The following is a 24,859-nucleotide window of genomic DNA, read 5'->3' as shown; positions in this document are numbered from 1 at the left end:
CGCACCACATGACCCAGCCGGGCCAGCACCCTACCAGCCTCCTCCTGGGTGAAGGCCTCAACACCCTGCAACACCAGGGCCCCGGTAAACCCGTCACGATACCCACCGGCACCCGCCGCCGCAGCCGCCCCCGGCTCAGCCTCATAAACCGCCAGGCTGGGCACTGAATCCCTTCCAGAATCCCGCCCTGAATCCCTCCCCGTATCCGGGACAGCACCCTCCCCGGCACCGGCGGAACCACCGGTGCTGTCCTCGGGAAAAGATCCGTGCTGATCCATGACTTCAGGCTTTCACCTGCCACTGACATTCCTGGCTCCGGATGCCTCAAAAAGAGCCCCAAAAGCTCCGAAACCGGCCCGTTTCAGACCCGCCAAATACCCGTCTTTCTGGCGAAACTACCTGTCTGCCTGCCTGTCTGCCTGCAGCCATAGCGGCCGCGCCAGGGCGCTGAGAAGCAGCCTCAGAACGCATGCAAAAGGCCTCCGGGCGGTCGAACTTTCAAGAAGTTCAACCACGCCCGGAGGCCTTCGCTATTTGTTCCGACCTGACGGATCCGTCAGGTCTCGAACCTCGTCATGCAGTCTTCGCTGCGGTGCTTTCCGATGCCCGGTATGCCCGGATCTCTTCCTTCAGGTCCTCGGTTCCTTCGGCGCACCGGGAATCGAGCGTAATCACACCGTAGGTCCAGCCCCGACGCCGATAAACCACTGAGGGAGCTCCGGTGGCGGAATCTACAAACAGGTAGAAGTCGTGGCCTACCAGTTCCATGTTGTCCACAGCGTCGTCAAGGCTCATGGGGGCACCCGGGAAAACCTTGCGCCGGATCAGGACAGGGGAATCTTCAGAAAATTCCGCGGACTCGTCGCTGGTTGAGACAGCAGCGTCGGCGGCCGCTTTCTCCAGCTGGACGTGGAGCGGTTCACTGGTGCTGGCCGTTTCCAGGTCTGCTGTCGCGACCCGAACGGCGACCGGAGTATGGCGACCGTGATGGACCTTCCTTCGATCGCTGGCCCGGCGCAGGCGTTCGATGAGCTTGGCATAGGCAAGGTCAAACGCTGCAAATTTGTCGCCGGATGTGGCCTCTGCCCGCACAACGGGACCCCGGCCTACAACGGTCAATTCCACGGTGAGAGAGCTGTCGGCCTCACGGACGTTGGGCTGCTTGGTGACTCGCGCATCTACCCGCTGCACCTTGTTCGCCAGGTTCTCGACCTTGGCGATTCGCTCCTCGGCATATTCCCGGAACCGGTCGGATACTGCAACGTTGCGTCCGCTGATCATGAATTCCATGGTGCCCTCCAATAGATTTCGGTGACACAGCAACGGCCGCTGCCAAAACCCTTGCGACCGCTGCCGCAGAACAACTCCGCTTCTTGAAGCTGTCCATACCAACACGTTAGATCACTCCCCAGCGTTATTCACCTCCGGACATTCCGATTACCCGAGACGTTCGCTTTGGGCTAGGCTCCGCCCCCTGCTGTTATCTACATCACATGACGGCGCTGCGGTTACTGCGATCACCACAGCGCCTTCAACCCGGGCTCCTGCTGCTCTCAGCACACGGGTTGCCTCGGCTATGGTTGCACCGGTGGTGAGGACGTCGTCGACGACGAGACACCGGACACCGGACAGGGAGCCGGCACCTCCTGCCGTCATAGTTCCGTAAACATTCCGACGTCTGCCCTTCCGTCCCAGACTCTTTTGGCTGCCGCTGTTCTTGCGGGAGCCAGGGCGAAGCAGGACTCGCGGCCCCGTCACAGACAGGCGGACAAGGGCCTGAACATCTGTTCCGGCGGGCAGCAGCCCTCCGGTGTGGAGGGTGCCCAGGAGCATCCCCAGCGGATTGTAGCCACGTCTGCGCAGCGCGCTTCCAGTGCCCGGAACCGGCACCAGGACAAGTTTGCTGCTGCTGGGGACGTCGCTAACGGCCTGATGAAGTGCTCCGGCCAGTAATGGACGGAGCGCGCCGGCAAGATCCGTGTGACCGTGGTTCTTGAACGCGAGCAGCACCCGCGCCAAGCTGCCGGCGTAACGGCCGGCAGCGAGTACCGGCAGGGCCGGCAGTTCCAGCTCGACATCGATGCCGGGACCGGGACCGTTGCTCGGTTGGACTTCGGCATGAGGAAGCATTTCCGCGGCTGCCTGCGCATAGTACGGCCGGACTCCGCTGCGCCGGACCCTGTGTCTGCAGTGTGGGCACAGCGAATAATCCGCGGCACCACAGACCACGCACGACGTCGGCAGCAGCACAGCGACCAGGTCCGCAGATGCGCTCCTGACAGCGGACACACAGGGGTGCAGCCAGCACCTGTCCGCGGTTTTGGCCACCCGCGAAACGGCGATCGGAAAACGGAACATGATCCCAGCTTGGATCAAGATCCGTAGTGCGCTGCCACGGCTGAATACATCTGTGGGTAAGACGTCCGCCGCAGGCCGCGGTCACGGCCCAGTGCAGGAGCCCAGTGCAGGAGCCCTGTGCAGGAGCCCAGTGCAGGAGTTGTGCGCACCAGCTGCGCACAGGGGATCGAGCATGCCCGATCCCCTGTGCGAAAGAACAGGGAGGACCCGGAAAAGGGCTATCCGGGGAATGCCGGATCCAGCAGCCCCTTGCCCACTTCATACCAGCTGTTGCCCATCCGTTTGTACATACCCGAGGGGGTCTGGACGAAAATTTCCTGTTCCCCCTTGCCGACGCTCAGGCTGGTGATACCGGCCAGGCTTGCCAGCGGTTCAGGGTCCAGTCCCAGACCCAGAATCAAGGGGGTGACCTGGTCCTGCGCGGACGTTTGCAGCACCGCAATTGAATCCTGGGAGACCCACTTGGCCCGGTTCACGGGAAGCGTTTCCGGAATCCCCGACCCGGTATTGGCGGTGACGGCCAGTTCCAGCGGCGTGGTCAGGGTTTTCGGGACCCCGTCCGCATCCCGCACGACGCCGGCAATCAGCACGTGGCTTCGTCCGCCCTGGTTGGTGACCAGCAGTGCGCGTGCCCCATCACGGGAGATGCGCAGTTCAGAGACCTCAGCTTCATTCAGCCACGGAACCGGCAGCGACAGCACTTGTTCCGGGCCGCCGCCCGGCGGCAGGGCGAGAATCCTTGAGCCGCTCTCTCCGCCCGAAGCAGTCCAGGTCCATTTTTCGGGATCAATGCTGGGGGCGGTCAGCGAAGTTCCCTCAAGGACTTCGCGCACGTCCTGGTTGGGGCCGGTCATGAACAGTGACGTCCGGTCCTCGTTGAGGAAGGCAACCGTAGCCAGGTCAAGAGAGAGTGCCGGATCCCGGGGACCGTAGGCGGCGACGCTGGGGATGCCCTCAATTTCCTGCGGATCCGCTCCCTTGAAGTAGACCAGCTCATCGTCATATACGGCGATCTGAGTGCCGCCCACCTCGGGATCAGCGACGGCGTCAACAAGGGCGCTGCTCTCCTTGCCCAGGTCCACCGCACGCTGGTTGACGGTCATGCTGACCGAGTTCACATTGTTGAGATTGGTCAGGTTTTGTTGCAGCTGCAGCGCCATCTGCTGACGGTTCAGATCATTGGAATCCTGCAGGACCTCCGCGGACAAATCCACCGTCGCCACTCCGGAGACCACCGGAACGGCGTCTCGGGCAAGAGCGGTACCCGCGGGGAAGGCGCTGCTGACCGCCCCTTGAAGATAGGGTGCCGGACCCTCCAGCATTGCCTTGACCACGTTGGCCGCGAGTCCGGATTTCTGCACGAACCAGCGGGTATCGGGAACCCAGAAGTCGTAATTGCTGGAATAGAAGTACAGGTTGTGGGAGAGGAACAGCAGGGAGAAATTGACCTCGGAGATCATGATCCCGTTCGGAATAGCACTGATCCGCCACTGCCCGTCCACCTGTTCCACCCGAGCGGACAGGGTTTCAGTGGTCCCCGAGGCCTTGTCCGTGCGGATTCCGCGCGCATCGAGCGCACCGACGACTTCCAGCTGAATGGAATAACTGTTTCCGTCTGACGCGGGCACGATGTCCGGATCCGCACCATAAATGAGTACCCGGTCCGTGGGGGACCAGGTCTCGGCCAGCTCATCGGTGAGGAACTCACGGGCCACGCTGTAGTCATCTGCCGCGCCTGTTCCCGCAGTGATGAAGCCCTGCAGGATCTCTCCGGCAGTTTCTCCTCCGGTTTGGCTGGGGCCGCGTGGGGCGACCGCGAAGGTGTCCACCAGCGAGCTTCCATCGCTGTCTGCAGATGCGGTGCCCACCGGACCTGTAGTGGGAATGGAGGAACACCCTGAGAGGACCGTCAGCGCAAGGACGGCCATCAGGACCAGCCGGGCAACGGGCCCTCCCAGGGCCCGTTCGGGAACGGACCTGTCAGAGTTCATGATTCATCTCCTGCCCTGCTGTTGCCGGTGCGGCCAGCGCCCGGGTTCCCGGGGCGCCGTCGTACGGTGAGAGCGGCACCGGGGAATCAGTGAACGGCGCGCCATGCCGGCGCGGAAGGGTGAGCCGGAAGCAGGCTCCGTCTCCGGGCCGGCCCCAGGCCTGCAGGAGTCCGCCGTGCAGCAGGGCGTCTTCGACAGCAATGGACAAACCGAGCCCGCTGCCACCGGTGGTACGAGCCCGTGCCGGGTCGGCGCGCCAGAAGCGGTCGAACACCCTGGACGCTTCGTCGTCGGTCATCCCAATACCGTGATCGCGCACGGCAACCGCAACGGCATCAATGTTGGAGGCGATGGCAATCTCGATGGGCTGCCCCTCGCCGTGTTCCAGTGCGTTGACCACCAGATTGCGGATAATACGCTCAATCCGCCGCGCGTCTGCGTCAACCATGCAGCTGACTTCCTTGGATACCACGGTGATTTCGGATCCGATATTCAAGGCCAGCGGCTCGGTGGCGTCAATGACGTCACGGACCACTGTGAAAATGTCAGTGGGTTCCAGATCCGGAGTTGCGGCGCCGGCGTCGAACCGGGAAATCTCCAGCAGATCCGCCAGCAGCGCCTGGAACCGTTCCACCTGGTGATAAAGCAGTTCCGTTGAACGGCGGCTGATGGGATCAAAACCGTCTCGGGCGTCGTAGAGCACCTCGGCGGCCATCCGCACGGTGGTCAGCGGAGTGCGGAGCTCATGGGAGACGTCGGAGACAAATACCTGCTGCATGCGTGAAAGCTGTGCCAGCTGGGTGATCTGGTCCTGCAGGGTGGCCGCCATATGGTTGAAGGAGGCGGCCAGACGTGCCACGTCGTCCTCACCCTTGACCACCATGCGTTCCTGCAACTCGCCGGCAGCCAGCTTCTCGGACACCGCAGCGGCGTCGCTGACGGCACCCACGCCGGCTCTGGCGACAATCCAAGCGATGGTTCCGATGATGGCCAAGAGCAGTCCCCCGGCAATCCAGAGGATGCGGTGGATGTCGTCGAGGGTCTGCTGCATGGACGACAGGTCGTAAATCAGATACAGCGCATACTCGGCGCTGTCCGGCGGGAGCGTGACTTTCGTGCCAAAGGCCAGCCCCGGCTCCCCGTGCGCAAGCGCCAGAGGCGACCAGTGAATGGTGTCCCGGTCCTCGTCCACATTGATGCTGCGCACGGACTCGCTCAGCGTGAGCGGAATACTGCCCGAGGTAATGCCCTCCCCAAGGGTCTGGGAGACAAACAGGTTCTGTTCCTGGTCCGGCATGGGGGTCAACAGGTACAGGCGCCGTGCGTCGGCGCCCTGGCCTTCCAGCAGGGACAGTGTGTTCGAGACCAGACGCTCGGTGCCTTCACGGTCCGTTGCCGCTGTGGTCCGGAAGTTTTCCTTGGCCGAAACAAGGCCGGCTGTGGCCTCGGACTGGAATTGATTCAGGCGCTCTTCATAGAGCGCACCGGCAATCTGATGAGAAAGGAATGCCCCTACCCCGCCGCACGCAAGGGTCACGAGCAGCAGAGTGGAAGCCACCGTCTTGAAAAGCAGAGAGCGCCGCCAGAGACGGGCGATTCGTTGGAATGTCGCTTTGCGCAGAGCGACGCGGAGCCGCGTGAGTGCCCGCAGCGCCGCAGGCAGGACTTCGGTCTTCAGGACCGAAGTCCGCGAGCGCCTAGCTCTGACCGGCTTTGTAACCGACACCGCGCACCGTCAGGACTATTTCGGGTGCTTCCGGGTCGCGCTCGATCTTGGAACGGAGCCGCTGCACATGGACGTTGACGAGCCGGGTGTCCGCTGCATGGCGGTAGCCCCAGACCTGTTCCAGCAGCATTTCGCGGGTAAAAACCTGCCACGGCTTCCTAGCGAGGGCCACCAGGAGATCAAATTCCAGCGGGGTCAGCGAAATGGTGTCGGTGCCGCGGGTGACCACATGGCCGGCAACGTCGATCGCAACCTCACCGATGCTGAGGGACTCCGGGGACTTGGTGTCACCCGGTCGCAGGCGGGCCCGCACGCGCGCCACGAGTTCAGCGGGCTTGAACGGTTTGGGCACATAGTCGTCCGCTCCCGATTCCAAGCCGCGGACGACGTCTGACGTATCTGACTTCGCAGTCAGCATGACAATGGGAACATCGGACTCGCCACGGATCTGCCGGCATACCTCGATGCCGTCGATTCCGGGCAGCATAAGATCCAGCAGGACAAGATCCGGCTTAGACCCACGGAAGACCTCCAGCGCCTTGGAACCGTCCGCGCAGAAGACAGGGTCGAACCCGTCGTTGCGGAGCACAATGCCGATCATCTCGGCCAGTGCTTCGTCGTCGTCAACGACCAATATGCGTGCCTTCATAACTCCCTGTCCCCAGTTGACTGCTCAAGCCGGTTCCTCGTTGCGGTGCCTGACCGGACAAATGCCGGCGGCCCGGCTGCATGCGCCGAGCCCTCTGTCCGCTGTCTTCGAATGCAGGGCATTCGGAGGCGTCCGAGGACGCCGCGCCAGCTGACAATATCCTTATCATCCTAGAGGACGGAGAATCCGGCCGTTTCTACGCGGACGCCGGGACTGGTCTGGAACTATAGTCGGATCAGGGCAAACAACTGTTTGGGGGAAGACCTTGGGTCAGGACAATCACAACGGCGGGGACCCGCGGGAGCGGGATCAGGCTCCCCGGCCAGAGCCGGACCAGAACGACGACGACGGCGGACGTCCCGCTTCCGCCGCACCCGGCGTACCACCGGCACCTCAGTGGGGCGCCCCGGAACCGCCTCCCCCGAGCGCCCCGGGCCCACCTCCCCCCAATACCCCGATCTCTTCCCAGCAGGGCCCTCCCGGCCAGCAGCCACAGCAGTGGGGCCCTCCCGGCCAGCAGCCACAGCAGCAGGGCCCTCCCGGCCAGCAGCCACAGCAGTGGGGCCCTCCCGGCCAGCAGCCACACAACCCCTGGGACCGGCAGAGCCCGCAATGGGGCCCTCCCGCTCCGCAGCCGGGTGCACCGGCCCAGCCCTGGGGTGCCCCGGGATACCTGCAGCAGGGCGGCTGGACCCCTCCGCCGAAACCCGGCGTCATTCCCCTGCGCCCGCTTGGCCTGGGTGAGCTGCTGGACGGTGCTTTCCAGGCCTGCAGGAAAAATCCCGGGGCAACCTTCGGCACAGCCCTGCTGATCCAGGCCGTCATCTCCCTGCTGACGTTCGTGTTTGCCGGCGGGCTCCTGTCCACCACGGTGTACAGCACGAACTTTGACACCTCGGAGTTTGAGGTCTCCGGTTCGGACGTGGCGTGGTCCCTGACCGGGCTGACCCTTCTGGGGGTGGTGTCCGTAGTGGGCGTCCTGCTGCTGCAGGGAGTGCTGGTGGTCCCCATTGCCCGGTCCATCCTCAATCTCAAGACGGGTTTCGCACCTACCTGGAAACTCTGCCGTTCCCGGCTGCTGGCGCTTGCGGGACTGGGTTTGGTGCTGACTGCGATGGCCGTCGCGGGGTTAGTGGTCTTCGGCGTCCTGCTGGGCCTGCTCGCCAGTGTCATGGGTGCGGCGGGAGTTCCGGTAGTGATCATCGGTGTCCTGGCGCTGGTGGCTGTTTTTGTTTGGCTGGTGGTCGGCTTGCCCTGGCCCCTGCAGCCCTGGTCCTGGAACCGGCCGGAATTTTCGGGTCGCTGCGCCGCTCCTGGCTGCTGACCCGGCGCAACTTCTGGCGTTCCTTCGGCATCCTCGCCCTGACGGCGATCCTCGTATCTATTGTGTCCTCTGTGATCAGCGTGCCCGTGGTCCTGATCTTCAGCTTCGTCACTGCGCTCGGAAGCGGTGCGGAGCCCAACCCAGGGGCGGCCATGGCCCTCGTTGCCCTCAATATCGCCATCACCACTTTCTTCAGCGCCATCGGATATGCCTTCCAGGCTGCTGTCACCTCACTGCTCTATGTTGACCTTCGCATGCGCCGTGAAGGCTTTGACCTCACCCTGATGAAGGAACAGGAGCTGGTGGGTTCCAACGCCGATCTGGTGCCCGGACGGGGCAGCGGAACCTCCGCTGGTCCCCGTGGCGGAGCCACACCCCCGGGAACGGGGCCGGCGCCCTACGGCGGCCCTCCGGACCGGGGTTACAACGGATGAGGATGCTGCCGGCATCGCCCTCCGGCCGAAACGTACCGGTAGTCCCCGACGCTGATCAGGCCCGGGAGTGGGCAGAACAGGAACTGTCCCGCACCGTGTATCAGGAGGCCAAGCCCAGCCTGTTGGACCGGTTCTGGAGATGGGTCGGGGATTTCCTGGCAAACCTCTTGGACGGGCTCAGCGGCGTGGACCCCACGCTGGGGGTGCTGCTCCTTGCTGCCGGGGCCGCCGCAGTCCTCGCAGCGGTGCTCTTCCTGATCAAGCCACGGCTGAATGCGCGGCGGCGGAAGGAGCTCTTCGACGCTGAGGACATCAAAGTGGCGGTAGACCACCGGTTGCTGGCAGAAGAAGCGGCCGCACGCGGCGAATGGGACACGGCGTTGGCTGAGCGGCTGCGGGCAGTCATCCGTTCCGCGGAGGAACGGGTGATCCTGGAACCGCGCGCGGGCCGCACAGCCGCAGAGGCCGGCCGCGCTCTGGCGGCATCCTTCCCAGCAGCCGCAGAGGAAATCGCCTGGCTGGCGAGGCGTTTCGATGAAGTGCGTTACGGGCATCTGGGCGCCGATTCAGCGGACGCGGCGCGCGCCCGCGACTTGGACAGCCTGCTGGAGCGCTCCAATCCCTCTGCCTCACCTGTTGTCGGTGCAGTCCTGGCGGTGCCGCGGTGAGCACTTCCGTCTCCGGCGACGCAGTCCCCGGCGCCCCCGCTTCGGCCGCGGCGCAGGCTCCTTCTCCGGGACCGGCCAGGAACTCACGTCTGAAGACACGGCTGCGGACCTGGCGGTTGTGGATCATTTTGGCGCTGGTGCTGTGTGTAGTGGTTCTCCTGCGTGTCCTGGGTGACTCCGGCGATGACGACGCCGCCCTCTCCCCCGAGAATCCGGCTCCCTCGGGTGCGCAGGCGGCGGCATCCATCCTGAAGGAGCAGGGGGTGGACATCCGCCGTGCAGACTCGCTGGAGGAGGCGATGGGGCTCCTCCAGGACAACGGATCGCAGTCCACGCTGCTGCTGTATGACCCCAACAGTTTCCTTGGCCAGGACCAGTTGGCGGAGCTGGACGGTCTGGCCCGGCGGCAGGTTCTGGTGGAACCTACCTTTGCCCAGCTTTCCGAGCTCGCACCGGGCATCCGCTCCGCAGGCGTACTGCCCGGCACGGACACCGCCCTTGACGCTGACTGCGATGTGGCCGATGCCGCTGCCGCGGAAAGCATCGATGCCGGCGGTTACGCCTTTCGCGGGCCCGCTGTCTGCTTTGCCCCGCCGGAGAGCGACGGAACGTTGGGTTCGTACGCCGCGGACGACGACGGCGGTGTGGTGGTTCTGGGAAACTCCCGGCTGCTGGCGAATGATGCGCTCGCGAACCGCGGCAACGCCGCCTTGGTGCTCCGGACACTAGGGTCAACCGACACCCTGGTCTGGTATCTCCCCACCATCGCGGATATCCCCGCCGGGGCGGGCCCCGAGGATCCCCGTGCCCTGCTGCCCGGGTGGGTGGACCCGCTGCTGGTGTGGCTGCTTGTCGTGGCAGTGCTCGCCATGCTGTGGCGTGGCCGCCGGCTGGGACCACTCGCCGTCGAACCCATGCCCGTAGTGGTACGGTCCGCAGAGACAGCAGAAGGCCGGGCCCGCCTCTACCAGGACGGACGGGCCTCCGACCGCGCGGCGGCTACCTTCCGTGCCGCCGCGCTCTCGCGGCTGGCGGTCCGGCTGCGGCTGGGTCCCGGCTGCAGCACCGAGATGGTGGTGCGGGCGGCTGCGGAGTCGACCGGTCGGCCGGTGCACGAGGTGGACCGGCTACTGAACGGTGCTCCCCCGGTCACAGAGGCCGCCCTTGTTAAGTGGTCCCAGGAATTGCAAGCCCTAGAGGAAGAGGTCACCGCATCATGAGCCAGCAGTACCAGCCGCAGCCGCCCGGCCCCGCGCCGGCACCCGCCGCGAATTACCCCGCCGACGATGGCCGGGACCCTGCCGCGGCTCCGGGGCAGTCAGTTCCCGAGGCAGGAGCCGCCGAGGGCGCCCCGGCCGCCGACCCTGTCCGGCAGGCACTTTTGGACGTCCGCCGGGAAGTGGCCAAGGCGGTGGTGGGCCAGGACGCGGCGGTGACGGGCCTGATCATTGCCCTGCTGGCTCGGGGCCATGTACTGCTCGAAGGGGTCCCCGGTGTCGCCAAGACACTGCTGGTGCGCTCGCTCTCCGCTGCACTGGACCTGGACACCAAACGGGTGCAGTTCACTCCCGACCTCATGCCCGGAGACGTCACCGGTTCCCTGATCTATGACGGCCGCACCTCGGAGTTCACCTTCCGGGAAGGACCCGTTTTCACCAATATCCTGCTGGCCGACGAAATCAACCGCACTCCGCCCAAAACACAGGCCTCGCTGCTTGAAGCCATGGAGGAGCGGCAGGTTTCAGTGGACGGAATATCACGCCTGTTGCCCGATCCGTTTATTGTTGCCGCCACCCAGAACCCGGTGGAGTACGAAGGAACGTATTCACTGCCCGAGGCACAGCTGGACCGGTTCCTGCTCAAATTGACGCTGGATCTCCCCGGCCGGGATGACGAGATCGAGATCATCCGGCGGCACAGCGGCGGCTTCGATCCGCGCAACCTTGCGGCTGCCGGAGTGCGTGCAGTCGCCACAGCAGCGGATCTCGAACAGGCGCGGCGGTCGGTAGCCGGTGTGGAGGTCTCCCCCGAAGTTCTTGGCTACATCGTGGACCTGGTCCGGGCCACCCGGGCAGCGCCCTCGTTCCAGCTGGGGGTCTCCCCGCGCGGTGCCACCGCCCTGCTGAACACCTCCCGGGCCTGGGCCTGGCTCTCGGGACGGACTTTCGTCACCCCTGATGATGTCAAGGCGCTTACCCTGCCCGCGTTACGCCACCGGGTGTCCCTGCGCCCGGAAGCCCAGATGGACGGCGTCAGCGTGGATGACGTGCTGGGCAGCATCATGGCCACCGTTCCGGTACCCCGCTAGGACGCCGGCTACTGATGGCTATTTCCGGCCGGCTGGTTTTCCTCGCCGTGGTGGGCGCCGTGGCGGTGGTGCTGTTTCCCGGCAGTTCCGCGATGTGGCTGTGGCTGGCGCTCCTGTGCCTAGCCGCTGCCGCGGACCTGCTGGCCGCCGCTTCGCCGCGCGTGCTGGCCCTGGAACGCGCCGAACCCGGCAACGTACGCCTGACCGAGCCCGCCGCCGTCGTCCTGACCGTGCGCAACAATGGCAGACGCACCCTGCGCGGCAGCTTCCGGGACGGGTGGCAGCCTTCGGCGGGGGCTCTCAGCCCGGTCCAGCGGATGCTGATCCCGGGCCGTGAAGCCCGTCGCTTCGAGGTGCGGCTGCACCCCGAGCGCAGGGGCGAGCTGCGCAGCGAATCCGTGACGGTGCGCAGCTTCGGTCTGCTGGGCCTCGCCGCCCGCCAGCGCACCCTGCCGTGTCCCGCCGTGCTGCGGGTGCTCCCTCCGTTCCACTCCAAGCGTCATCTCCCGTCAAAACTGCGGCGGCTGCGCGAGCTGGACGGCAACGCCTCGGTCCAGATGAGGGGTGCGGGAACAGAGTTTGATTCGCTGCGGGACTATGTGCGCGGCGATGATGTCCGCTCGATTGACTGGCGTGCCACGGCGCGACGGCGGGACACCGTGGTCCGGACCTGGCGGCCGGAGCGTGACCGGCGGGTGGTGCTGCTCCTGGACACCTCCCGCACCTCCGCCGCACGGATAGCGGATGAACCGCGCCTGGACACCGGTATTGAAGCGGCCCTGCTGCTGGCCATGCTGGCCTCCGGCGGAGCGGACCGGGTGGATTTCCTGGCCTTTGACCGGCGCATCCGGGCGCGCGTGGCGTCCAGCGGAAAGGGCAACCTGCTCAACCGCCTCGTCACCGCGATTGCGCCGCTGGACGCCGAGCTGATCGAAGCCGATTTTTCCCTGGTGCCCGGAGCCGTCCAGTCCGTGTCCACCCGCCGTTCCCTGGTGGTGCTGATTACGGCCCTGGACTCCGGTGCCATCGAAGAGGGGCTGCTGCCCGTGCTGCCGCAGCTGCTGGACAAACATGTGGTGGTGGTTGCCTCCGTCCGGGATCCCGAACTGGAGGAACTGCGCCGGCAGCGGACCACGGCCGCGGATGCCTTCCGTGCAGCGGCGGCCGAACGTGCCCTGCTGGACCGTGCTGCCGTGACCGCCCAGCTGCGCTCCATGGGCGCCGAAGTGGTTGATGAGACTCCGCACGAGCTGCCGCCCAAGCTCGCTGACTTGTACATCCGACTCAAGGCCTCGGGAAGGCTCTAAATCATGGACACAACCCCGCCGGCTGACGCCGCTCCCCGGTCCATCTATCAGCAGGTCCTTGGCCCGGCATTCGACCGGCTGCAGCCCGAACTTCAGGACTATTTTTCCGCTGTTCCGGGCGCTGGCGTGTATGGCGAAGGCACGGGCGTCTTCGAGACCGCCGGCTGTCCGCGCCCCTGGCTGCGGCCGCTGCTCAAACTGGTTCCGGTGTCCAACGCGTTCTTCCCCGACTACGGCACCGGCATCCCCTTTACCATCCGTAACTACCCCTCCGCGGATCCCTGGAACCGGCCCTCGCTGACCGCGGTGCGCACCTTTCGGTTTCCCGGCGGAGACCGGATCTTCGAGGACACCACTACGCTGACCGCTCCCGGGCAGCTCACTGATTATCTGGGCCGCAAGCGGAACCTCGCCACCGATTTGGTCCTAGCCGTGACCGAGGACGGCCACCTGCTCATGGATTCACCCCGCAGCCGCCTGTTCCTGGGGCCGCTTCGACTGCCGTTGCCGGCTTTTGCCGCGGCGGACGCCCATGTGGAGCAGTGGTACGACGACGCCGACGGCACCTTCCGGATCCGGACCAACGTGGTGCAGCGGCAGATAGGGACCATCTTCGTGTACGAGGGCAGCTTCAGCTACACCGAGCAGCCGTGGAACGGGATTCTCCCGCCGGACACCGTTCCGGCGCGTTGGGAACAGCGGACCTAAGCGCCCGCCGTCCCGGGACGCGTGCGGGGCCTGCTGCGGCTAGCTCTCAGCGGCCACGGAGGACAGGGCTTCAGCCGTTTGGGTCAGGCGGGACAGGACTTTGCGGGCGCCCGACGGCGAAGCCTCCGCCAGCTCCCCCACCGGGGTCACGCGCAGGGCGGGCAGTGCCTTGGCCGGCAGCCCTATTTTGGTCCAGGGCCGCAGGACGTCCTCCACCAGGGCTTTCACCTGGCGGGGTTCAGCAGCGCCTGTCGATGCTGGCAGGATTCCCAGCCACAGGGTTTTTCCGCCCTCCACTACTTCGGCAATCCGTTCCCAGTCGTCTCCGGTGAGGCCGGCGGCAGGCAGCGCCGCTCCCTGCGCTCCGGCACCAAGCGCCAGGGCGAAAGGCGTTTGGGCGCCGTTCCGCAGCGCCTCGGAACGGGCGGCCGCCGGCAGCCGGAGGATAGTCTGGGCTGCGCCGGCAGCGGAAAGCGCCTCAATGATGTGGTTCCAGGCCTGTGACACTTCGGTGGCGGGCACTGACCGGAGGGTGCGGTAGCCGCTGGCGGTGGGAATGGTTCCGCCCAGGACGTCGGCAATTTCCGGCTCGTCCAGCTGAACAATGAGTGAGGCGCCCGGGGCGGCGGAACGGGCGCGTGCCACGAAGTCCACCGCTCCTGCGGTCAGGGACTGCAGAAGTTCGCGGCGGGCGCCGGCGTCGGAGAGGGCACGCTCGCCGTTGTGCAGGTACAGTCCTGCGGCCAGGGACAGCGGTCCGCGGAGGGAAATCTTCAGCTGTTTACCCGTGGTCTCCTCGACACCCACTACATCGGCGAGGGCGTTCAGGTCCTGGCCCAGCAGGGAAACCGCGCGCCGGTGGTCCTTGCCCGGCCGGGGCACCAGGCGCCAGCCGTGCGGCTGCAGGTCCACGGCGAGATCCACCAGCAGGGCAGCGGTGCGGCCCAGCGGGTCGGCTCCGGGACCGCGGTCCGGCAGCTCCACCAGGAACGGAAGATGCGGATCTCCCAATTCGCCGCGGATGATCCGGGTGGCCTCCACCGGGTCGGTACCGGGCCAGGAACCGAGCGCGGTGGCGCTCACGTCGGAGGAAACCGGCTGCTTAGAGTCCCGCTGCATTACTGTTGCCGCCGTTGTGGTTGTCGGAGATCGCCTGGTGATGCCGGATGACCTCGCTGATGATGAAATTCAGGAACTTTTCGGCAAAGGCCGGGTCCAGATGCGCGTCCTCGGCGAGGCGGCGCAGCCGGGCAATCTGTGCGGCCTCACGGCCGGGGTCCCCGGCCGGCAGACTGTGCACAGCTTTGAGGAGCCCCACCCGCTGCGTGGCTTTGAACCGTTCAGCCAGCAGATACACCAGAGTGGCATCGATGTTGTCGATGCTGCTGCGTACGGCCAGCAGCTCCTCCATGACGTCGTTGGAGACTTTCCCGGAGAGGGAACTGGCCGAGGGGTCGAATTCATCTGCGGGTGTATCAGTCATGGCTCCAGTCTAGGGTCCGGCCGGCTGCCGGCGGAGCATATTACGCCTGCCTGCTCCGGTTCAGGAGACCGCGGCGGGGTCCCATTCCAGCGACCGGGCGGAGTCAATCGTAGCCTGGCCCAGCACACGCGTGCCCTGGTAAATCACCATGGACTGGCCCGGAGCAACCCCGCGCATCGGCTCGTTCAGGCGGACTACCAGCTCCTCGCGGACACCGCCGTCCGCCTCATCCGAGGCAACGTCTTCCATCCAACCACGCGCAGCGACGGGATCGCCGTGGGCACGGACCTGCACCATGCAGTCAAACTCAGTGCGGGCGGCAATCTCGGGGATCGGCAGGCCAGCCCAGGAAATCTTGATGCCGCGCATCTGGTCGATGTTCAGCAGCTTCTCCGGACCCACTACCACCTTGTTTTCCTTGGGCCGGATTTCCAGCACGAAGCGCGGCTTGCCGTCGTCGGCCGGGCGGCCCAGCTTCAGGCCCTTGCGCTGGCCCACGGTGAAGGCGTTGGCTCCGGGGTGGGTGCCGATCTTCTCGCCGGAGGAATCAACGATGTCCCCTTCGGTCATGTCGATCCGCTCTTCGAGCCAGCCGCGGGTGTCTCCGTCGGGGATGAAGCAAATGTCGTGGCTGTCCGGCTTGTTGGCTACGGACAGTCCGCGGCGCTCGGCCTCGGCGCGAACCTCTGCCTTGGACGGGGTCTCGGCCAGCGGGAACATGGAGTGCTTGAGCTGCTCATGGGTCAACACACCCAGCACATAGGACTGGTCTTTGGCCCAGTCGGCGGCACGGTGCAGTTCAGGGTTACCGTCGGCGTCGGTGATGACCTTGGCATAGTGACCGGTGCAAACGGCGTCGAAACCCAAGGCGAGCGCCTTTTCCAGCAGCGCGGCGAACTTGATCCGCTCGTTGCAGCGCATACAGGGATTGGGGGTGCGGCCGGCGGCGTATTCGGCGATGAAGTCATCCACCACGTCTTCCTTGAACCGCTCGGAAAAGTCCCACACGTAGTACGGGATGCCCAGGATGTCACACGCCCGCCACGCGTCGCGGGAGTCCTCGATGGTGCAGCAGCCCCGGCTGCCGGTACGCAGGGTGCCGGGCATGCGGGATAGGGCCAAATGGACGCCGACGACGTCGTGCCCGGCTTCCACTGCCCGTGCTGCGGCTACCGCGGAGTCAACTCCGCCGCTCATTGCTGCCAAAACCTTCATGAAGTAAAACCTGTTCCTGCTGTTTGGATGCTGCTGACGTGGGAGGCCATTCCTGCTTTTTTGGCCCGTTCATATGCTTCTGGAAGTGCTTCCAACAAGGTGTCAACGTCGGCGGGCGTGGTTGTATGCCCGAGGCTAAACCGCTGGGCGCCGCGGGCCTGTGTTTCGCTCAGGCCCATGGCCAGCAGGACGTGCGAGGGCCGCGGAACTCCCGCGGTGCAGGCCGAGCCGGTGGAGGATTCCACTCCGGCCAGGTCCAGCAGGAACAGCAGCGAATCACCTTCGCAGCCGGGGAAGGTGAAGTGCGCATTGCCCGGCAGCCGGCGGGGCATGCCGCCGGCCCCACTAGCGGCGTCGTCGCGCGCACCGCGAAGCACTGCGTCAGGGATCACGCGCTCGACGCCGGCGATCAGTGTGTCCCGCAGCTCCCGCAGGCGGGCGGACTCGGCCGGAAGATTCTCCGTGGCTTCACGGGCCGCGGCGGCAAAGGCGGCAATGCCGGGGGTGTCCAGAGTGCCCGAGCGGATGTCCCGCTCCTGCCCGCCGCCGTGCATCACCGGGGTGAGCTTCACGGCCCGGCCGACCACGAGCGCGCCGATGCCTACCGGGCCGCCGATCTTGTGGCCGCTGATGGCCATGGTGTCCGCACCGGAGGTACGGAAATTCACCGGCAGCGCGCCGAAGGCCTGCACTGCGTCGGTGTGCACGGGAACCCCGTACTCGTGGGAAAGCGCCGTCAGCGCAGCGATGTCCTGGACTGTGCCCACTTCATTGTTGGCCCACATCACGGTCAGCAGCGCCGTGCTGTCCGGGTGTGCCTCAAGCTCCGCACGGACGGCCTCCACGGAGACCACCCCGTCCTGATCCACCGGCAGCCACACCGCGGTGGCTCCTTCATGCTTTTCCAGCCACTGAACAGTGTCCAGGACGGCATGGTGCTCAATCGGCGAGCACAGGATCCGGGTGCGGCGCGGGTCGGCGTCCCGGCGGGACCAGTACAGGCCCTTCACCGCCAGATTATCCGCCTCTGTTCCGCCGGAGGTGAAGATGATCTCCGACGGGTGGCAGCCCGCGGCGGCGGCGAGCGCTTCACGGGATTCCTCCACCACCATCCGGGCGCGGCGGCCGGAGCCGTGCAGCGAAGACGGATTGCCGCTGCGGCGTAGTTCTGACGTAAGTGCGGCGAGGGCCGAGGCCGAGATAGGCGTGGTCGCCGCGTGATCTAGGTACACGGGCACCTGATTATTCTAACGGGAATTGCAACCGATGCCGATTCTTCTTCGGCGCCGGTTCCACTTTCCCCCGGTGAGTCCTGCCTCCACCGGATCGGAGCCGGATGCTGGCAGACTACCCCTGTGATGACCCTGCCCCGGGAACCTGCCGCCCACTGTGAACCTGTCCGTGCGCAGGCTGCGCCTGCCGGAGGAACCGGCGTCCTCCAGGCCCTGGCCGCCCGGTTGGCAGCTCTACATCCCGACCGCCGACTGTTCACAGCGGTGGACGGCGTTGACGGCTCCGGCAAAACCACCTTCGCGGATGCCCTGGCCGCCGGAATAAGGGCTGCGGCAATCCCCCGGCCCGTGGTGCGGGTGTCATTGGATGATTTCCATCACCGCCGGGACCTGCGCTACCGGCGCGGCCGAGGTTCCGCTGCGGGCTTTCGCCACGATTCCTACAATCTGGATCAGTTTCGGGCCTACGTCCTGAGTCCCCTAAGACCCGGAGGCTGCGGGCATTACCGGCCGGCAGGGCACAACCTCGATACGGACGCCGTTCTGTCCCCGCCCTGGCAGCCCGCAGCCGCCAACGCCGTCGTGCTGGTGGACGGGCTTTTCCTGCACCGGGACGAGCTGGCAGCCGACTGGGATTTCTCGATTTTCCTTGACGTTCCGTTTCCTGTGAGCGCTGCCCGGATGGCGCTCCGGGACGGAACGCCGGCAGATCCGGAACATCCGGACATGCACCGCTATGTCGGGGGCCAGCGGCTGTATTTCGGCGACTCCGATCCCGCGGCGCGGGCCACCGTGGTGGTGGAGAACACCGACCCGGAAGATCCACGGGTCATTCCTGCCGCCGCCGCAAGTTGCTTCCGCACAAGCGCACGGCGGTACCCCGGGGGAACCGTAGTTGGCCGCTGCAGCGTTGCGGAAAACACTCTGTGGAAACATTGTTCGCTGCTCCAACGTTGTTATACCTGCTGTGACCTTTACGCAGCGTTGCAGTATTGTGCCTTCCGGTCGTGCTCCGGCCCGGTGATCCGGGGCGGCTGCAAACCTGAAAGAATGCAACCGCTGCCAAAAATCTGCTGCGCCGCCACGGCGCAACACCTGCCGGGCCCGCCGGCGCAACGAGAGGAACTGCTGTGAGCCCGTCGCCCAAGACGCTGTATGAGGTTTTGGGTCTTGCCCCCTCGGCCACAACGGATCAGATCAAGACCGCCTACCGGAAAGCCGCACGCGCCACCCACCCGGATCACGGCGGCAGCGCCGAGACCTTCCATGTCATTGCAGAGGCTTACGAGGTACTGTCCAATCCGGAGCAAAAGGCAGCCTATGACCTGCGTCTGGGGCGAGGCTCAGCACCCCGGCCGGGAACAACCTCCGGCCCGGCATCATCGGCCCGCACCGCGCCTACCCGCGCGGGATCCGGACCCGCCCAGGACGTTTTGGGCAATGCCCCGCGTTTTGTTCCCGACTTTTCCCCCGGTTCTCCGCCTGTGCTGCCGCTGGCGCTGGCCGGCCAGCAGGTCCATGGCTCGCCCCGTCGCCCCGGATTCCTGTCCCGGCTGGGCTCCTCGGCCGGAGCACGGTTTGACGGTGAAAACCTCACTATTCACCTGTTGGAACGCACCCTGCTCCCGGATTATCCCGCGGGCCGGCTGGTCAACGGGCTGCACATGCCGGACCGGTCTCCGCGCGGCGGCAACCTTGAGGTGGGGCATGTACTGCTGGGCGGATATCGGATGGCCGTGCTGGAATCCCAGGTGGCGTCGCCGGGCAACTACTCCTGGGACGGCAGGCACCTGCGTTACCGGGGCCGTGATGTGAACATCGGCCGGCTGCCGGACGCCGTCCGGACGCTCCAGGACCGGTTCCCGGAGTGCAACGTCAGCGGCTGGGTTGTCCTGCACAGCCCCAACGGCAATCCGTTTGAGCCGGTGATCGATTACCCACCCTCGCTAAGCCGCAGCGCTCCCGCCATGGTGCATGTGGCCAATGCCGGAACCCTGCAGCGCGAACTGAGGCGCTTCTTCAACGACGGACCGCAGCCCAATGTGGTGCAGCTTCAGGTTCTTGGCGGCCTCCTCGATGCATTGGCACGCTAGCGCCCGGGCATAGGATGGGGTTGTGTTCCGCATTCTCTTCCACACCCCTGAAATTCCCGGTAATACCGGCAACGCGATCCGCCTTGCCGCCATTACCGGAGCCGAACTCCATCTTGTCGAGCCCCTGGGCTTTGATTTGGAGGACTCCAAGCTGCGCCGCGCCGGCCTGGATTACCACGACCTCGCGGTCCTCCATGTGCACCCCACACTTGACGCTGCCTGGGAGGCGCTTGCTCCGGAGCGGGTTTACGCCTTCACCTCCGACGGAGATACGTCCTACACGGACATCGCCTATCAGCCCGGAGACGTGCTGCTTTTCGGCCGTGAATCCGTGGGCCTGCCCGAGGATGTGTTGCAGGATCCGCATGTCACCGCGCGCGTCCGCCTGCCCATGCTCCCCACCCTGCGCTCCCTGAACCTTGCTAACTCCGCCTCCATCGCCGTCTACGAAGCCTGGCGCCAGCATGGCTTCGCAGGTGCCCAGCTCTAAGGACTCCCATGCCCGAGACCAACATTGGAACCGCGTTCGACGACGGCGCCGCCGAATTTGAGCGCCTGGCGCCTTCGCTGTGGAATCCGATGGGCAATGCCCTGGTGGCGGCTGCCGAGATCACCATGGGCGAGAGCATTCTTGATGCAGGCTGCGGAACCGGTGCCACCACAATCCCCGCGGCCCAGTACGCCGGGCCCGATGCCCGGGTGGACGGCGTCGACCTGTCGGCGCAGATGCTGGCCCTGGCCCAGGCGAAAGCCAATACCCTCTCCCTGGCGAACGTCAGCCTGACCGTGGGCGATGTTGCCCGCTGGGCCGCGGAGGAGCCGTACGACGTTATCCTGTCTGCCTACTCCATCTTCTTCCTTCCGGATATGGACGCGGCGGCAGCGCACCTCGTCTCCAACCTTCGCTCCGGCGGTCGCCTGGCGCTGAGCACCTGGGCGGACGGTGCTCTGAATCCGTTTACTGATTTATTGGTCCAGGAATGCCGGCGTGAGCGTCCCGAACTGACCGGGCCACTTTCCGGGGCGCGGGACAACACCGAACGGCTGAACACGCCTGAAAAACTCACGGCCTGGCTCGAGACCCTGGGACTCCAGGACATTAAGGTGCTCTCTACGCCTGCCCAGGTCCAGCTCAACCACTCCCTGGCCTGGTCCCTGGTTCTGGGCAGCGGTTTGCGTTTCCTCCTGCCCGGGGATCCCGAAGCGATGGAACGGGTTAAAGCCGCTTTCCTGACGCAGCTGGGCGAAGAACATCTCCTGAATGCGGACACCCTGATCGCTTCCGCGCACCGGCCCTAGGGTGCGCCGGTCCTAAAACCGGCGCGCCCATCCTTTCGGACAGCGGCGTCGAATACGGGGTATGGACGCACAGGGAGTGACGGCAGTGATGGGCCGCCCGGCGCGCGCTGAAGCAACCGGTGTGTACGACTTGCACCACCGCGCTGCAGCCGCGGGGGCGGCTTTTCCCTTATGCTGGAACCCTATGGACACGTCCAACCAGGGACGGCCCTCCGCCGCGCAGGCCTCCATCCCGGAGGGCGCCGCCGACGCCGCAAAGAACCACGGGCAGCAACCCGGCCCGCAAGCCTCGCTGGAGACGCTTCTGGCAGGGATCGCTGCCGGCAGCCAGGATGATTTCGCTGCGTTCTACGCACTGACCTCCCGCCGCGTTTACGGATTGGCCCGCCGGGTACTCATTGACGCCGAGCTCAGCGAGGACACAACGCAGGAGGTCTACCTGCAAGTGTGGACCAATGCCTCCCGCTTCGATCCGTCGGTCGGCTCGCCCATGGCCTGGCTGCTCACGCTGGCCCACCGCCGCGCGGTGGACCGTGTCCGCTCCGAACAGAGTTCAGCCAACCGCGAGGCACGCTTCGGTGCCGCCATGCAGGAACCGGACTACGACAACGTGGTGGACACCGTGACACAGCGTCTTGACGCCGAGGCAGTAGTGCAGTGCCTGGATTCACTGACCGATACCCAGCGGGAATCGGTGCGCCTGGCCTACTACGGCGGGTTGACATACCGTGAGGTCGCTCAGAGGCTCAGTGCTGCGGTGCCGACCATCAAATCCAGGATCCGCGACGGATTGATCCGACTGAAGAAATGCCTGGGGGTGAACGAAAATGCCGGAGAACAGCTTTGATGCCTCCTCAGATGCGCTCGCAGTAGATCTGGCCGAGGGCCGGCTGCTGGAGTGGGCAGAGGTCTATGCCCTGAATGCACTGCCCGATGAGGAGCGACAAGCAGTGGACGCTGCCTTGGAACAGGCCGACCCCGAAGTCCGCCGATCTTTCCTCCGGCGCGTCTGGTCCACGCGCGAAGCGCTGGCCGGAGGCTACCGCGCCGAAGCGGCTCCGCCGGCGGATCTGTTCAAGAAGATTATGGCCAGGCTTCCGCAGCAGGAGAAGGAACAGCAGGGTGACGGCCAGGAAGACTCTCGGGCGCAGGCACAAAAGCCGGCTGGGCCTTCGGCTGTTCCCGATGTTCCCGGCCCGGTTCCCGATGTACCCGGGGTTTCCCCCGTCGATGAGCTCGCCGCGCGCCGCAGCCGCCGCTCCCCCCTGGGTGCCGCCGGCCGTTGGATCCTGGCCGGCGCTGCCGCCGCAGCAATCATTGTCGGTGGCGTCACCATCAGCAACCTCGGATCGGACTCGGTCCAGGAGGAAGTGCTGGCCGCCTCGGACCTCCAGCAGCGCACTATTGACCTACCCACCGGGGGGACGGCGGAAGTGGCAACCTCCGAAGGTGAGAACGCCGCCGTCGTGACCCTCAGCGGGGTTCCCGCCCCGCCGGCGGGTTCGGTCTACCAGATGTGGCGGGTTCCGGCCGACGGGTCCGATCCGGTGTCCGTGGGAACCATGACGAGTGAGGATCTCTCCGGTTCCAAGGCCACCGAGCTGACCGATATTGATCCCTATAGTGCGGTGGCGGTGACGGTGGAGCCCGACGGCGGTTCAACCACGCCCACTCTGCCCATTGTGCTGGTCATCCCCTTCACGGCCTGACGCCTCCGGGCATGAGGTTGGGGAGAACACCTGCCCGCCGGCGGTAGCTTGACCTTGACGCTGCGGAAAGCCCTTGGCCCATTTCCAACGGAGCACAGGCCCTGACGGTCCACCACCGGTGGCTGCAGGAAGAAAGCCGGCGGCTCACCGAAATGGCGGCGACCGTCCAAACAACGCTGGGCACACTGGCACAAGGAGGAGCCATGGACGCACAAGAGATGTTCCGGGGGTTCGAAGAAAACCCCTACGAGGAAGAAGCCCGCCAGCTCTGGGGCGATGCCGGCGTGGACTCCAGCCAGGCACGCCTGGCCGGACTCAGCGCCGGCGAGCAGCAGGACCTCATGCAGGAAGCCCACGCCATCAACACTGAGCTCGCCGGCTGCCTGCAGGCAGGTCTGGCGGCGTCGGACCCGCGGGTCTCCGACGCCGTCGCCCGCCACTACCGATGGATCTGCGCGGGCTGGACTCCGGACCGGGAAGCCTATAAAGGCCTGGGGACGCTGTACGTGCAGGACGGGCGCTTCACCGCCTTCTATGATCAGGAAGCCCCGGGGCTGGCTGCCTATCTCGCAAAGGCCATCGAGCAGTGGGCTGACGCCAACCTGTAGCGCCGCACTAGCCCGCGGGGATCGGCCATCCCCGCGGGCTAGAAGCCTGCAATCGTCTGGTCGGTGTTCACACCCACCGCATGAAAGACCTCGGCGCTGGCGCCTTCCGGAAGCCCGAAGCGGCGGGCATTGTCCTGCAGCATCGAACACACCGCTGCCTCCATCTTGGCGATGTCCGGATGCTGGCTGGCGTGGACCCGGATGGCCGACAGTTTGGTGTCCACCGTGCCGCTGATATCCACCGCATGGTTTTCTCGTTCGCGCGGGGCCCCGTAGAACCACAGCCACGGCACCCTGTACGCTTCCAACCCCTGTTCGGCGAGCCGGGGAAAGGCGAACGGATTCTCCGCCGCGGGGTAGACCGCCCGTGTGACAATTTCACCGCAGGCAAGATGGTCCGGATGGCTGGCCTGGATCCGGTCCCAATTGCGCTCCGGGTGCATGGAGAGCACGACGTCGGGCCGGAGCCGTCGGATCAGCGCCACGGTTTTTTCCACTACGTCCGGGGTGACGGCCAGAAATCCGTCCCGTTCGCCCAGGAAATGGATGTCCCGCACGCCCGCGAGTTCCGCGGCTGCCTGCTGTTCGCTGCTGCGCAGCGCAGACACGTTTTCCCGGTCTCCGGGCTCGAAACCTCCGGCGTCTCCGGCGGTCATGATGCAGTAAGTGACCTCGACGCCGGCAGCGGTGAAGGCTGCCACAGTTCCGGCAGCACCAAAATCGATGTCATCGGGGTGGGCGGCGAAGGCCAGCACACGCTTGATGCCGGACTGGTTGGATTCCACGGGCTAGGACCTGCGCTTCTTGATTTCCTCGGTGGCCTGCGGCAGCACGGAGAACACGTCCCCCACAATGCCGAAGTCCGCAATCTCGAACACCGGAGCATCGGGATCCTTGTTAACCGCCACAATGACCTTGGCAGTCTGCATTCCGGCCTTTTGCTGGATCGCACCGGAGATACCGGCGGAAATGTACAGTTGGGGTGAGACGGTCTTGCCGGTCTGGCCCACCTGCGCGGAGTGTTCGATCCAGCCGGCGTCCGTGGCTGCGCGGGAAGCGCCAACGGCACCGCCGAGGACGTCCGCCAGATCTTCCACCGGGGAGAAGTCTCCGTCCATCCCACGCCCGCCGGCCACGATGACCCGGGCTTCGGAAAGTTCGGGGCGGCCGCTGACCCGCTTCTCCGTGCGTCCGGTGACCCGGGCTGCCGGGCCGGCATCGGACACGGCGATGCGATGGCGCTGAGGGACGGCGGGAACGGGTGCTGATTCCGGCTCCACGCTGTTGGCCTTGACCGTGATGATCGGAATGCCGTTCTGCACCCGGCAGGTGGAGGTGTAGGAGCCAGCCAGGACGGACTTGGTGACTGAAAGGTCCGGAGCAACAGCCACGGCATCCGTGATCACCCCGGAGCCCAGCTTCACGCCTGTGCGGGCGGCCACCTCACGGTCTTCGAAGGAATTGCCCAGCAGCACCGCGGCGGGCTCAGACGCCCGAACGGTGTCCGCGAGGAAGGCGGCCTTGGCGGCGACCAGAACATCGGGAAGCGCCTGTTCCGGTTCATAGACTGCAGCGACGCCGCAGTTGCCCAGCGCCTCCGCTACGTCATCTTCGAGAGCCCGAGGGCTGGCAACCACCGGATCCCCCAAGCCGCGGGCGATGGTCAGCAGTTCGCGGCTCGCACGCGGCAGCGGCAGGCCGGGAACATCAATAAAGACCAGGACAGAGGCCATAACGGGCTCTCCTT

General features: G+C 65.9%; 25 protein-coding genes. 14 read left to right on the top strand and 11 right to left on the bottom strand.

What is annotated here, in order from left to right; all coding sequences use genetic code 11:
* Window positions 1-573: 573 nt before the first annotated feature.
* From hpf to mtrA, 5 genes are all read right to left on the bottom strand, one after another.
* A complete protein-coding gene (gene hpf, locus ABIB35_RS15420) occupies window positions 574-1,290 on the bottom strand; it encodes a ribosome hibernation-promoting factor, HPF/YfiA family (protein WP_354182603.1) in 717 nt (238 codons plus the stop codon).
* Window positions 1,291-1,437: 147 nt separating this feature from the next.
* Complete coding sequence (locus ABIB35_RS15415; RefSeq protein WP_354182602.1) at window positions 1,438-2,130, bottom strand: ComF family protein; 693 nt, start codon at window positions 2,128-2,130, stop codon at window positions 1,438-1,440.
* Window positions 2,131-2,576: 446 nt separating this feature from the next.
* Window positions 2,577-4,349 carry an LpqB family beta-propeller domain-containing protein gene (locus ABIB35_RS15410; protein WP_354182601.1) on the bottom strand — a complete coding sequence of 591 codons (1,773 nt, stop codon included), beginning with the start codon at window positions 4,347-4,349 and terminating at the stop codon, window positions 2,577-2,579.
* Complete coding sequence (gene mtrB, locus ABIB35_RS15405) at window positions 4,339-5,946, bottom strand: MtrAB system histidine kinase MtrB (RefSeq protein WP_354182611.1); 1,608 nt, start codon at window positions 5,944-5,946, stop codon at window positions 4,339-4,341. The genes ABIB35_RS15410 and mtrB overlap by 11 nt, the downstream gene beginning before the upstream one ends.
* 100 nt (window positions 5,947-6,046) lie before the next feature.
* Window positions 6,047-6,724 (bottom strand): MtrAB system response regulator MtrA, encoded by a 678-nt coding sequence (gene mtrA / locus ABIB35_RS15400; RefSeq protein ID WP_354182600.1) that lies wholly within the window; start codon window positions 6,722-6,724, stop codon window positions 6,047-6,049.
* A 265-nt stretch (window positions 6,725-6,989) separates the two neighbouring features.
* On the opposite strand from mtrA, the gene ABIB35_RS15395 reads away from it, so the two are divergent.
* From ABIB35_RS15395 to ABIB35_RS15365, 7 genes are read left to right on the top strand one after another with little or no spacing between them, the layout of a single operon-like run.
* Window positions 6,990-8,048: a hypothetical protein gene (locus ABIB35_RS15395; RefSeq protein WP_354182599.1), complete on the top strand. Its 1,059-nt coding sequence runs from the start codon at window positions 6,990-6,992 to the stop codon at window positions 8,046-8,048.
* The gene (locus ABIB35_RS15390) at window positions 7,958-8,482 is read left to right on the top strand and encodes a DUF7847 domain-containing protein (RefSeq protein WP_354182598.1); all 525 of its coding nucleotides are present in this window, start codon (window positions 7,958-7,960) and stop codon (window positions 8,480-8,482) included. The genes ABIB35_RS15395 and ABIB35_RS15390 overlap by 91 nt, the downstream gene beginning before the upstream one ends.
* Before the next feature lie 2 nt (window positions 8,483-8,484).
* Complete coding sequence (locus ABIB35_RS15385) at window positions 8,485-9,150, top strand: DUF4129 domain-containing protein (RefSeq protein WP_354182597.1); 666 nt, start codon at window positions 8,485-8,487, stop codon at window positions 9,148-9,150.
* Window positions 9,147-10,370, top strand: coding sequence for a DUF4350 domain-containing protein (locus tag ABIB35_RS15380; RefSeq protein ID WP_354182596.1), 1,224 nt, complete (start codon window positions 9,147-9,149; stop codon window positions 10,368-10,370). The genes ABIB35_RS15385 and ABIB35_RS15380 overlap by 4 nt, the downstream gene beginning before the upstream one ends.
* Window positions 10,367-11,458, top strand: a complete 1,092-nt coding sequence (locus ABIB35_RS15375; RefSeq protein WP_354182595.1) for an AAA family ATPase — start codon at window positions 10,367-10,369, stop codon at window positions 11,456-11,458. The genes ABIB35_RS15380 and ABIB35_RS15375 overlap by 4 nt, the downstream gene beginning before the upstream one ends.
* A 14-nt stretch (window positions 11,459-11,472) precedes the next feature.
* Window positions 11,473-12,765: a DUF58 domain-containing protein gene (locus ABIB35_RS15370; RefSeq protein WP_354182594.1), complete on the top strand. Its 1,293-nt coding sequence runs from the start codon at window positions 11,473-11,475 to the stop codon at window positions 12,763-12,765.
* A 3-nt stretch (window positions 12,766-12,768) separates the two neighbouring features.
* A complete protein-coding gene (locus ABIB35_RS15365; protein ID WP_354182593.1) occupies window positions 12,769-13,473 on the top strand; it encodes a DUF4166 domain-containing protein in 705 nt (234 codons plus the stop codon).
* A 39-nt stretch (window positions 13,474-13,512) separates the two neighbouring features.
* Here ABIB35_RS15365 and ABIB35_RS15360 read toward each other — a convergent pair whose 3' ends face one another.
* Genes ABIB35_RS15360 through ABIB35_RS15345 form a run of 4 tightly spaced genes read right to left on the bottom strand, consistent with a single transcriptional unit; the run spans window position 13,513 to window position 17,409 of the window.
* Window positions 13,513-14,592 carry a uroporphyrinogen decarboxylase/cobalamine-independent methonine synthase family protein gene (locus ABIB35_RS15360; protein ID WP_354182592.1) on the bottom strand — a complete coding sequence of 360 codons (1,080 nt, stop codon included), beginning with the start codon at window positions 14,590-14,592 and terminating at the stop codon, window positions 13,513-13,515.
* The gene (locus ABIB35_RS15355) at window positions 14,576-14,956 is read right to left on the bottom strand and encodes a chorismate mutase (RefSeq protein ID WP_354182591.1); all 381 of its coding nucleotides are present in this window, start codon (window positions 14,954-14,956) and stop codon (window positions 14,576-14,578) included. The genes ABIB35_RS15360 and ABIB35_RS15355 overlap by 17 nt, the downstream gene beginning before the upstream one ends.
* Window positions 14,957-15,016: 60 nt before the next feature.
* Window positions 15,017-16,171, bottom strand: coding sequence for a tRNA 2-thiouridine(34) synthase MnmA (gene mnmA / locus ABIB35_RS15350; protein WP_354182590.1), 1,155 nt, complete (start codon window positions 16,169-16,171; stop codon window positions 15,017-15,019).
* Window positions 16,168-17,409 carry a cysteine desulfurase family protein gene (locus ABIB35_RS15345; protein WP_354182589.1) on the bottom strand — a complete coding sequence of 414 codons (1,242 nt, stop codon included), beginning with the start codon at window positions 17,407-17,409 and terminating at the stop codon, window positions 16,168-16,170. Before ABIB35_RS15345 ends, mnmA begins: the two co-directional genes overlap by 4 nt.
* Before the next feature lie 120 nt (window positions 17,410-17,529).
* On the opposite strand from ABIB35_RS15345, the gene ABIB35_RS15340 reads away from it, so the two are divergent.
* The 7 genes from ABIB35_RS15340 (at window position 17,530) to ABIB35_RS15310 (ending at window position 23,112) form a co-directional block, all read left to right on the top strand.
* Window positions 17,530-18,537, top strand: coding sequence for a nucleoside/nucleotide kinase family protein (locus tag ABIB35_RS15340; protein ID WP_354182610.1), 1,008 nt, complete (start codon window positions 17,530-17,532; stop codon window positions 18,535-18,537).
* Window positions 18,534-19,496 carry a J domain-containing protein gene (locus tag ABIB35_RS15335; protein ID WP_354182588.1) on the top strand — a complete coding sequence of 321 codons (963 nt, stop codon included), beginning with the start codon at window positions 18,534-18,536 and terminating at the stop codon, window positions 19,494-19,496. The genes ABIB35_RS15340 and ABIB35_RS15335 overlap by 4 nt, the downstream gene beginning before the upstream one ends.
* 22 nt (window positions 19,497-19,518) lie before the next feature.
* Window positions 19,519-19,986, top strand: a complete 468-nt coding sequence (locus tag ABIB35_RS15330; RefSeq protein WP_354182587.1) for a tRNA (cytidine(34)-2'-O)-methyltransferase — start codon at window positions 19,519-19,521, stop codon at window positions 19,984-19,986.
* Window positions 19,987-19,994: 8 nt separating this feature from the next.
* A complete protein-coding gene (locus tag ABIB35_RS15325; RefSeq protein ID WP_354182586.1) occupies window positions 19,995-20,795 on the top strand; it encodes a class I SAM-dependent methyltransferase in 801 nt (266 codons plus the stop codon).
* 184 nt (window positions 20,796-20,979) lie between these two features.
* A complete protein-coding gene (locus ABIB35_RS15320; RefSeq protein ID WP_354182585.1) occupies window positions 20,980-21,642 on the top strand; it encodes a sigma-70 family RNA polymerase sigma factor in 663 nt (220 codons plus the stop codon).
* On the top strand, window positions 21,623-22,504 hold the full coding sequence (locus ABIB35_RS15315; RefSeq protein ID WP_354182584.1) for an anti-sigma factor: 882 nt from the start codon (window positions 21,623-21,625) through the stop codon (window positions 22,502-22,504). The genes ABIB35_RS15320 and ABIB35_RS15315 overlap by 20 nt, the downstream gene beginning before the upstream one ends.
* A gap of 203 nt (window positions 22,505-22,707) precedes the next feature.
* The gene (locus ABIB35_RS15310; RefSeq protein WP_354182583.1) at window positions 22,708-23,112 is read left to right on the top strand and encodes a TipAS antibiotic-recognition domain-containing protein; all 405 of its coding nucleotides are present in this window, start codon (window positions 22,708-22,710) and stop codon (window positions 23,110-23,112) included.
* A 38-nt stretch (window positions 23,113-23,150) separates the two neighbouring features.
* Here the strand turns inward: ABIB35_RS15310 and ABIB35_RS15305 are convergent, their stop codons facing one another.
* The gene (locus ABIB35_RS15305; protein ID WP_354182582.1) at window positions 23,151-23,897 is read right to left on the bottom strand and encodes a PIG-L deacetylase family protein; all 747 of its coding nucleotides are present in this window, start codon (window positions 23,895-23,897) and stop codon (window positions 23,151-23,153) included.
* 3 nt (window positions 23,898-23,900) lie between these two features.
* Window positions 23,901-24,845, bottom strand: coding sequence for an electron transfer flavoprotein subunit alpha/FixB family protein (locus tag ABIB35_RS15300; RefSeq protein WP_354182581.1), 945 nt, complete (start codon window positions 24,843-24,845; stop codon window positions 23,901-23,903).
* Window positions 24,846-24,859 lie beyond the last annotated feature (14 nt).

This window comes from Arthrobacter sp. UYP6 (assembly GCF_040547315.1).
Lineage (GTDB): Bacteria > Actinomycetota > Actinomycetes > Actinomycetales > Micrococcaceae > Arthrobacter_B.
The sequence above is the reverse complement of the archived record's forward strand: the minus strand, read 5'-3'. Positions and strand labels throughout refer to the sequence as shown.

What these genes read in the sequence shown, in the direction of transcription:
- hpf (WP_354182603.1), bottom strand. Translation starts at nt 1,290, where the DNA reads ATGGAATTCATGATCAGCGGACGCAACGTTGCAGTATCCGACCGGTTC.
- ABIB35_RS15415 (WP_354182602.1), bottom strand. Translation starts at nt 2,130, where the DNA reads ATGCTTCCTCATGCCGAAGTCCAACCGAGCAACGGTCCCGGTCCCGGC.
- ABIB35_RS15410 (WP_354182601.1), bottom strand. Translation starts at nt 4,349, where the DNA reads ATGAACTCTGACAGGTCCGTTCCCGAACGGGCCCTGGGAGGGCCCGTT.
- mtrA (WP_354182600.1), bottom strand. Translation starts at nt 6,724, where the DNA reads ATGAAGGCACGCATATTGGTCGTTGACGACGACGAAGCACTGGCCGAG.
- ABIB35_RS15385 (WP_354182597.1), top strand. Translation starts at nt 8,485, where the DNA reads ATGCTGCCGGCATCGCCCTCCGGCCGAAACGTACCGGTAGTCCCCGAC.
- ABIB35_RS15375 (WP_354182595.1), top strand. Translation starts at nt 10,367, where the DNA reads ATGAGCCAGCAGTACCAGCCGCAGCCGCCCGGCCCCGCGCCGGCACCC.
- ABIB35_RS15370 (WP_354182594.1), top strand. Translation starts at nt 11,473, where the DNA reads ATGGCTATTTCCGGCCGGCTGGTTTTCCTCGCCGTGGTGGGCGCCGTG.
- ABIB35_RS15365 (WP_354182593.1), top strand. Translation starts at nt 12,769, where the DNA reads ATGGACACAACCCCGCCGGCTGACGCCGCTCCCCGGTCCATCTATCAG.
- ABIB35_RS15360 (WP_354182592.1), bottom strand. Translation starts at nt 14,592, where the DNA reads ATGCAGCGGGACTCTAAGCAGCCGGTTTCCTCCGACGTGAGCGCCACC.
- ABIB35_RS15355 (WP_354182591.1), bottom strand. Translation starts at nt 14,956, where the DNA reads ATGACTGATACACCCGCAGATGAATTCGACCCCTCGGCCAGTTCCCTC.
- mnmA (WP_354182590.1), bottom strand. Translation starts at nt 16,171, where the DNA reads ATGAAGGTTTTGGCAGCAATGAGCGGCGGAGTTGACTCCGCGGTAGCC.
- ABIB35_RS15340 (WP_354182610.1), top strand. Translation starts at nt 17,530, where the DNA reads ATGACCCTGCCCCGGGAACCTGCCGCCCACTGTGAACCTGTCCGTGCG.
- ABIB35_RS15325 (WP_354182586.1), top strand. Translation starts at nt 19,995, where the DNA reads ATGCCCGAGACCAACATTGGAACCGCGTTCGACGACGGCGCCGCCGAA.
- ABIB35_RS15320 (WP_354182585.1), top strand. Translation starts at nt 20,980, where the DNA reads ATGGACACGTCCAACCAGGGACGGCCCTCCGCCGCGCAGGCCTCCATC.
- ABIB35_RS15315 (WP_354182584.1), top strand. Translation starts at nt 21,623, where the DNA reads ATGCCGGAGAACAGCTTTGATGCCTCCTCAGATGCGCTCGCAGTAGAT.
- ABIB35_RS15310 (WP_354182583.1), top strand. Translation starts at nt 22,708, where the DNA reads ATGGACGCACAAGAGATGTTCCGGGGGTTCGAAGAAAACCCCTACGAG.
- ABIB35_RS15300 (WP_354182581.1), bottom strand. Translation starts at nt 24,845, where the DNA reads ATGGCCTCTGTCCTGGTCTTTATTGATGTTCCCGGCCTGCCGCTGCCG.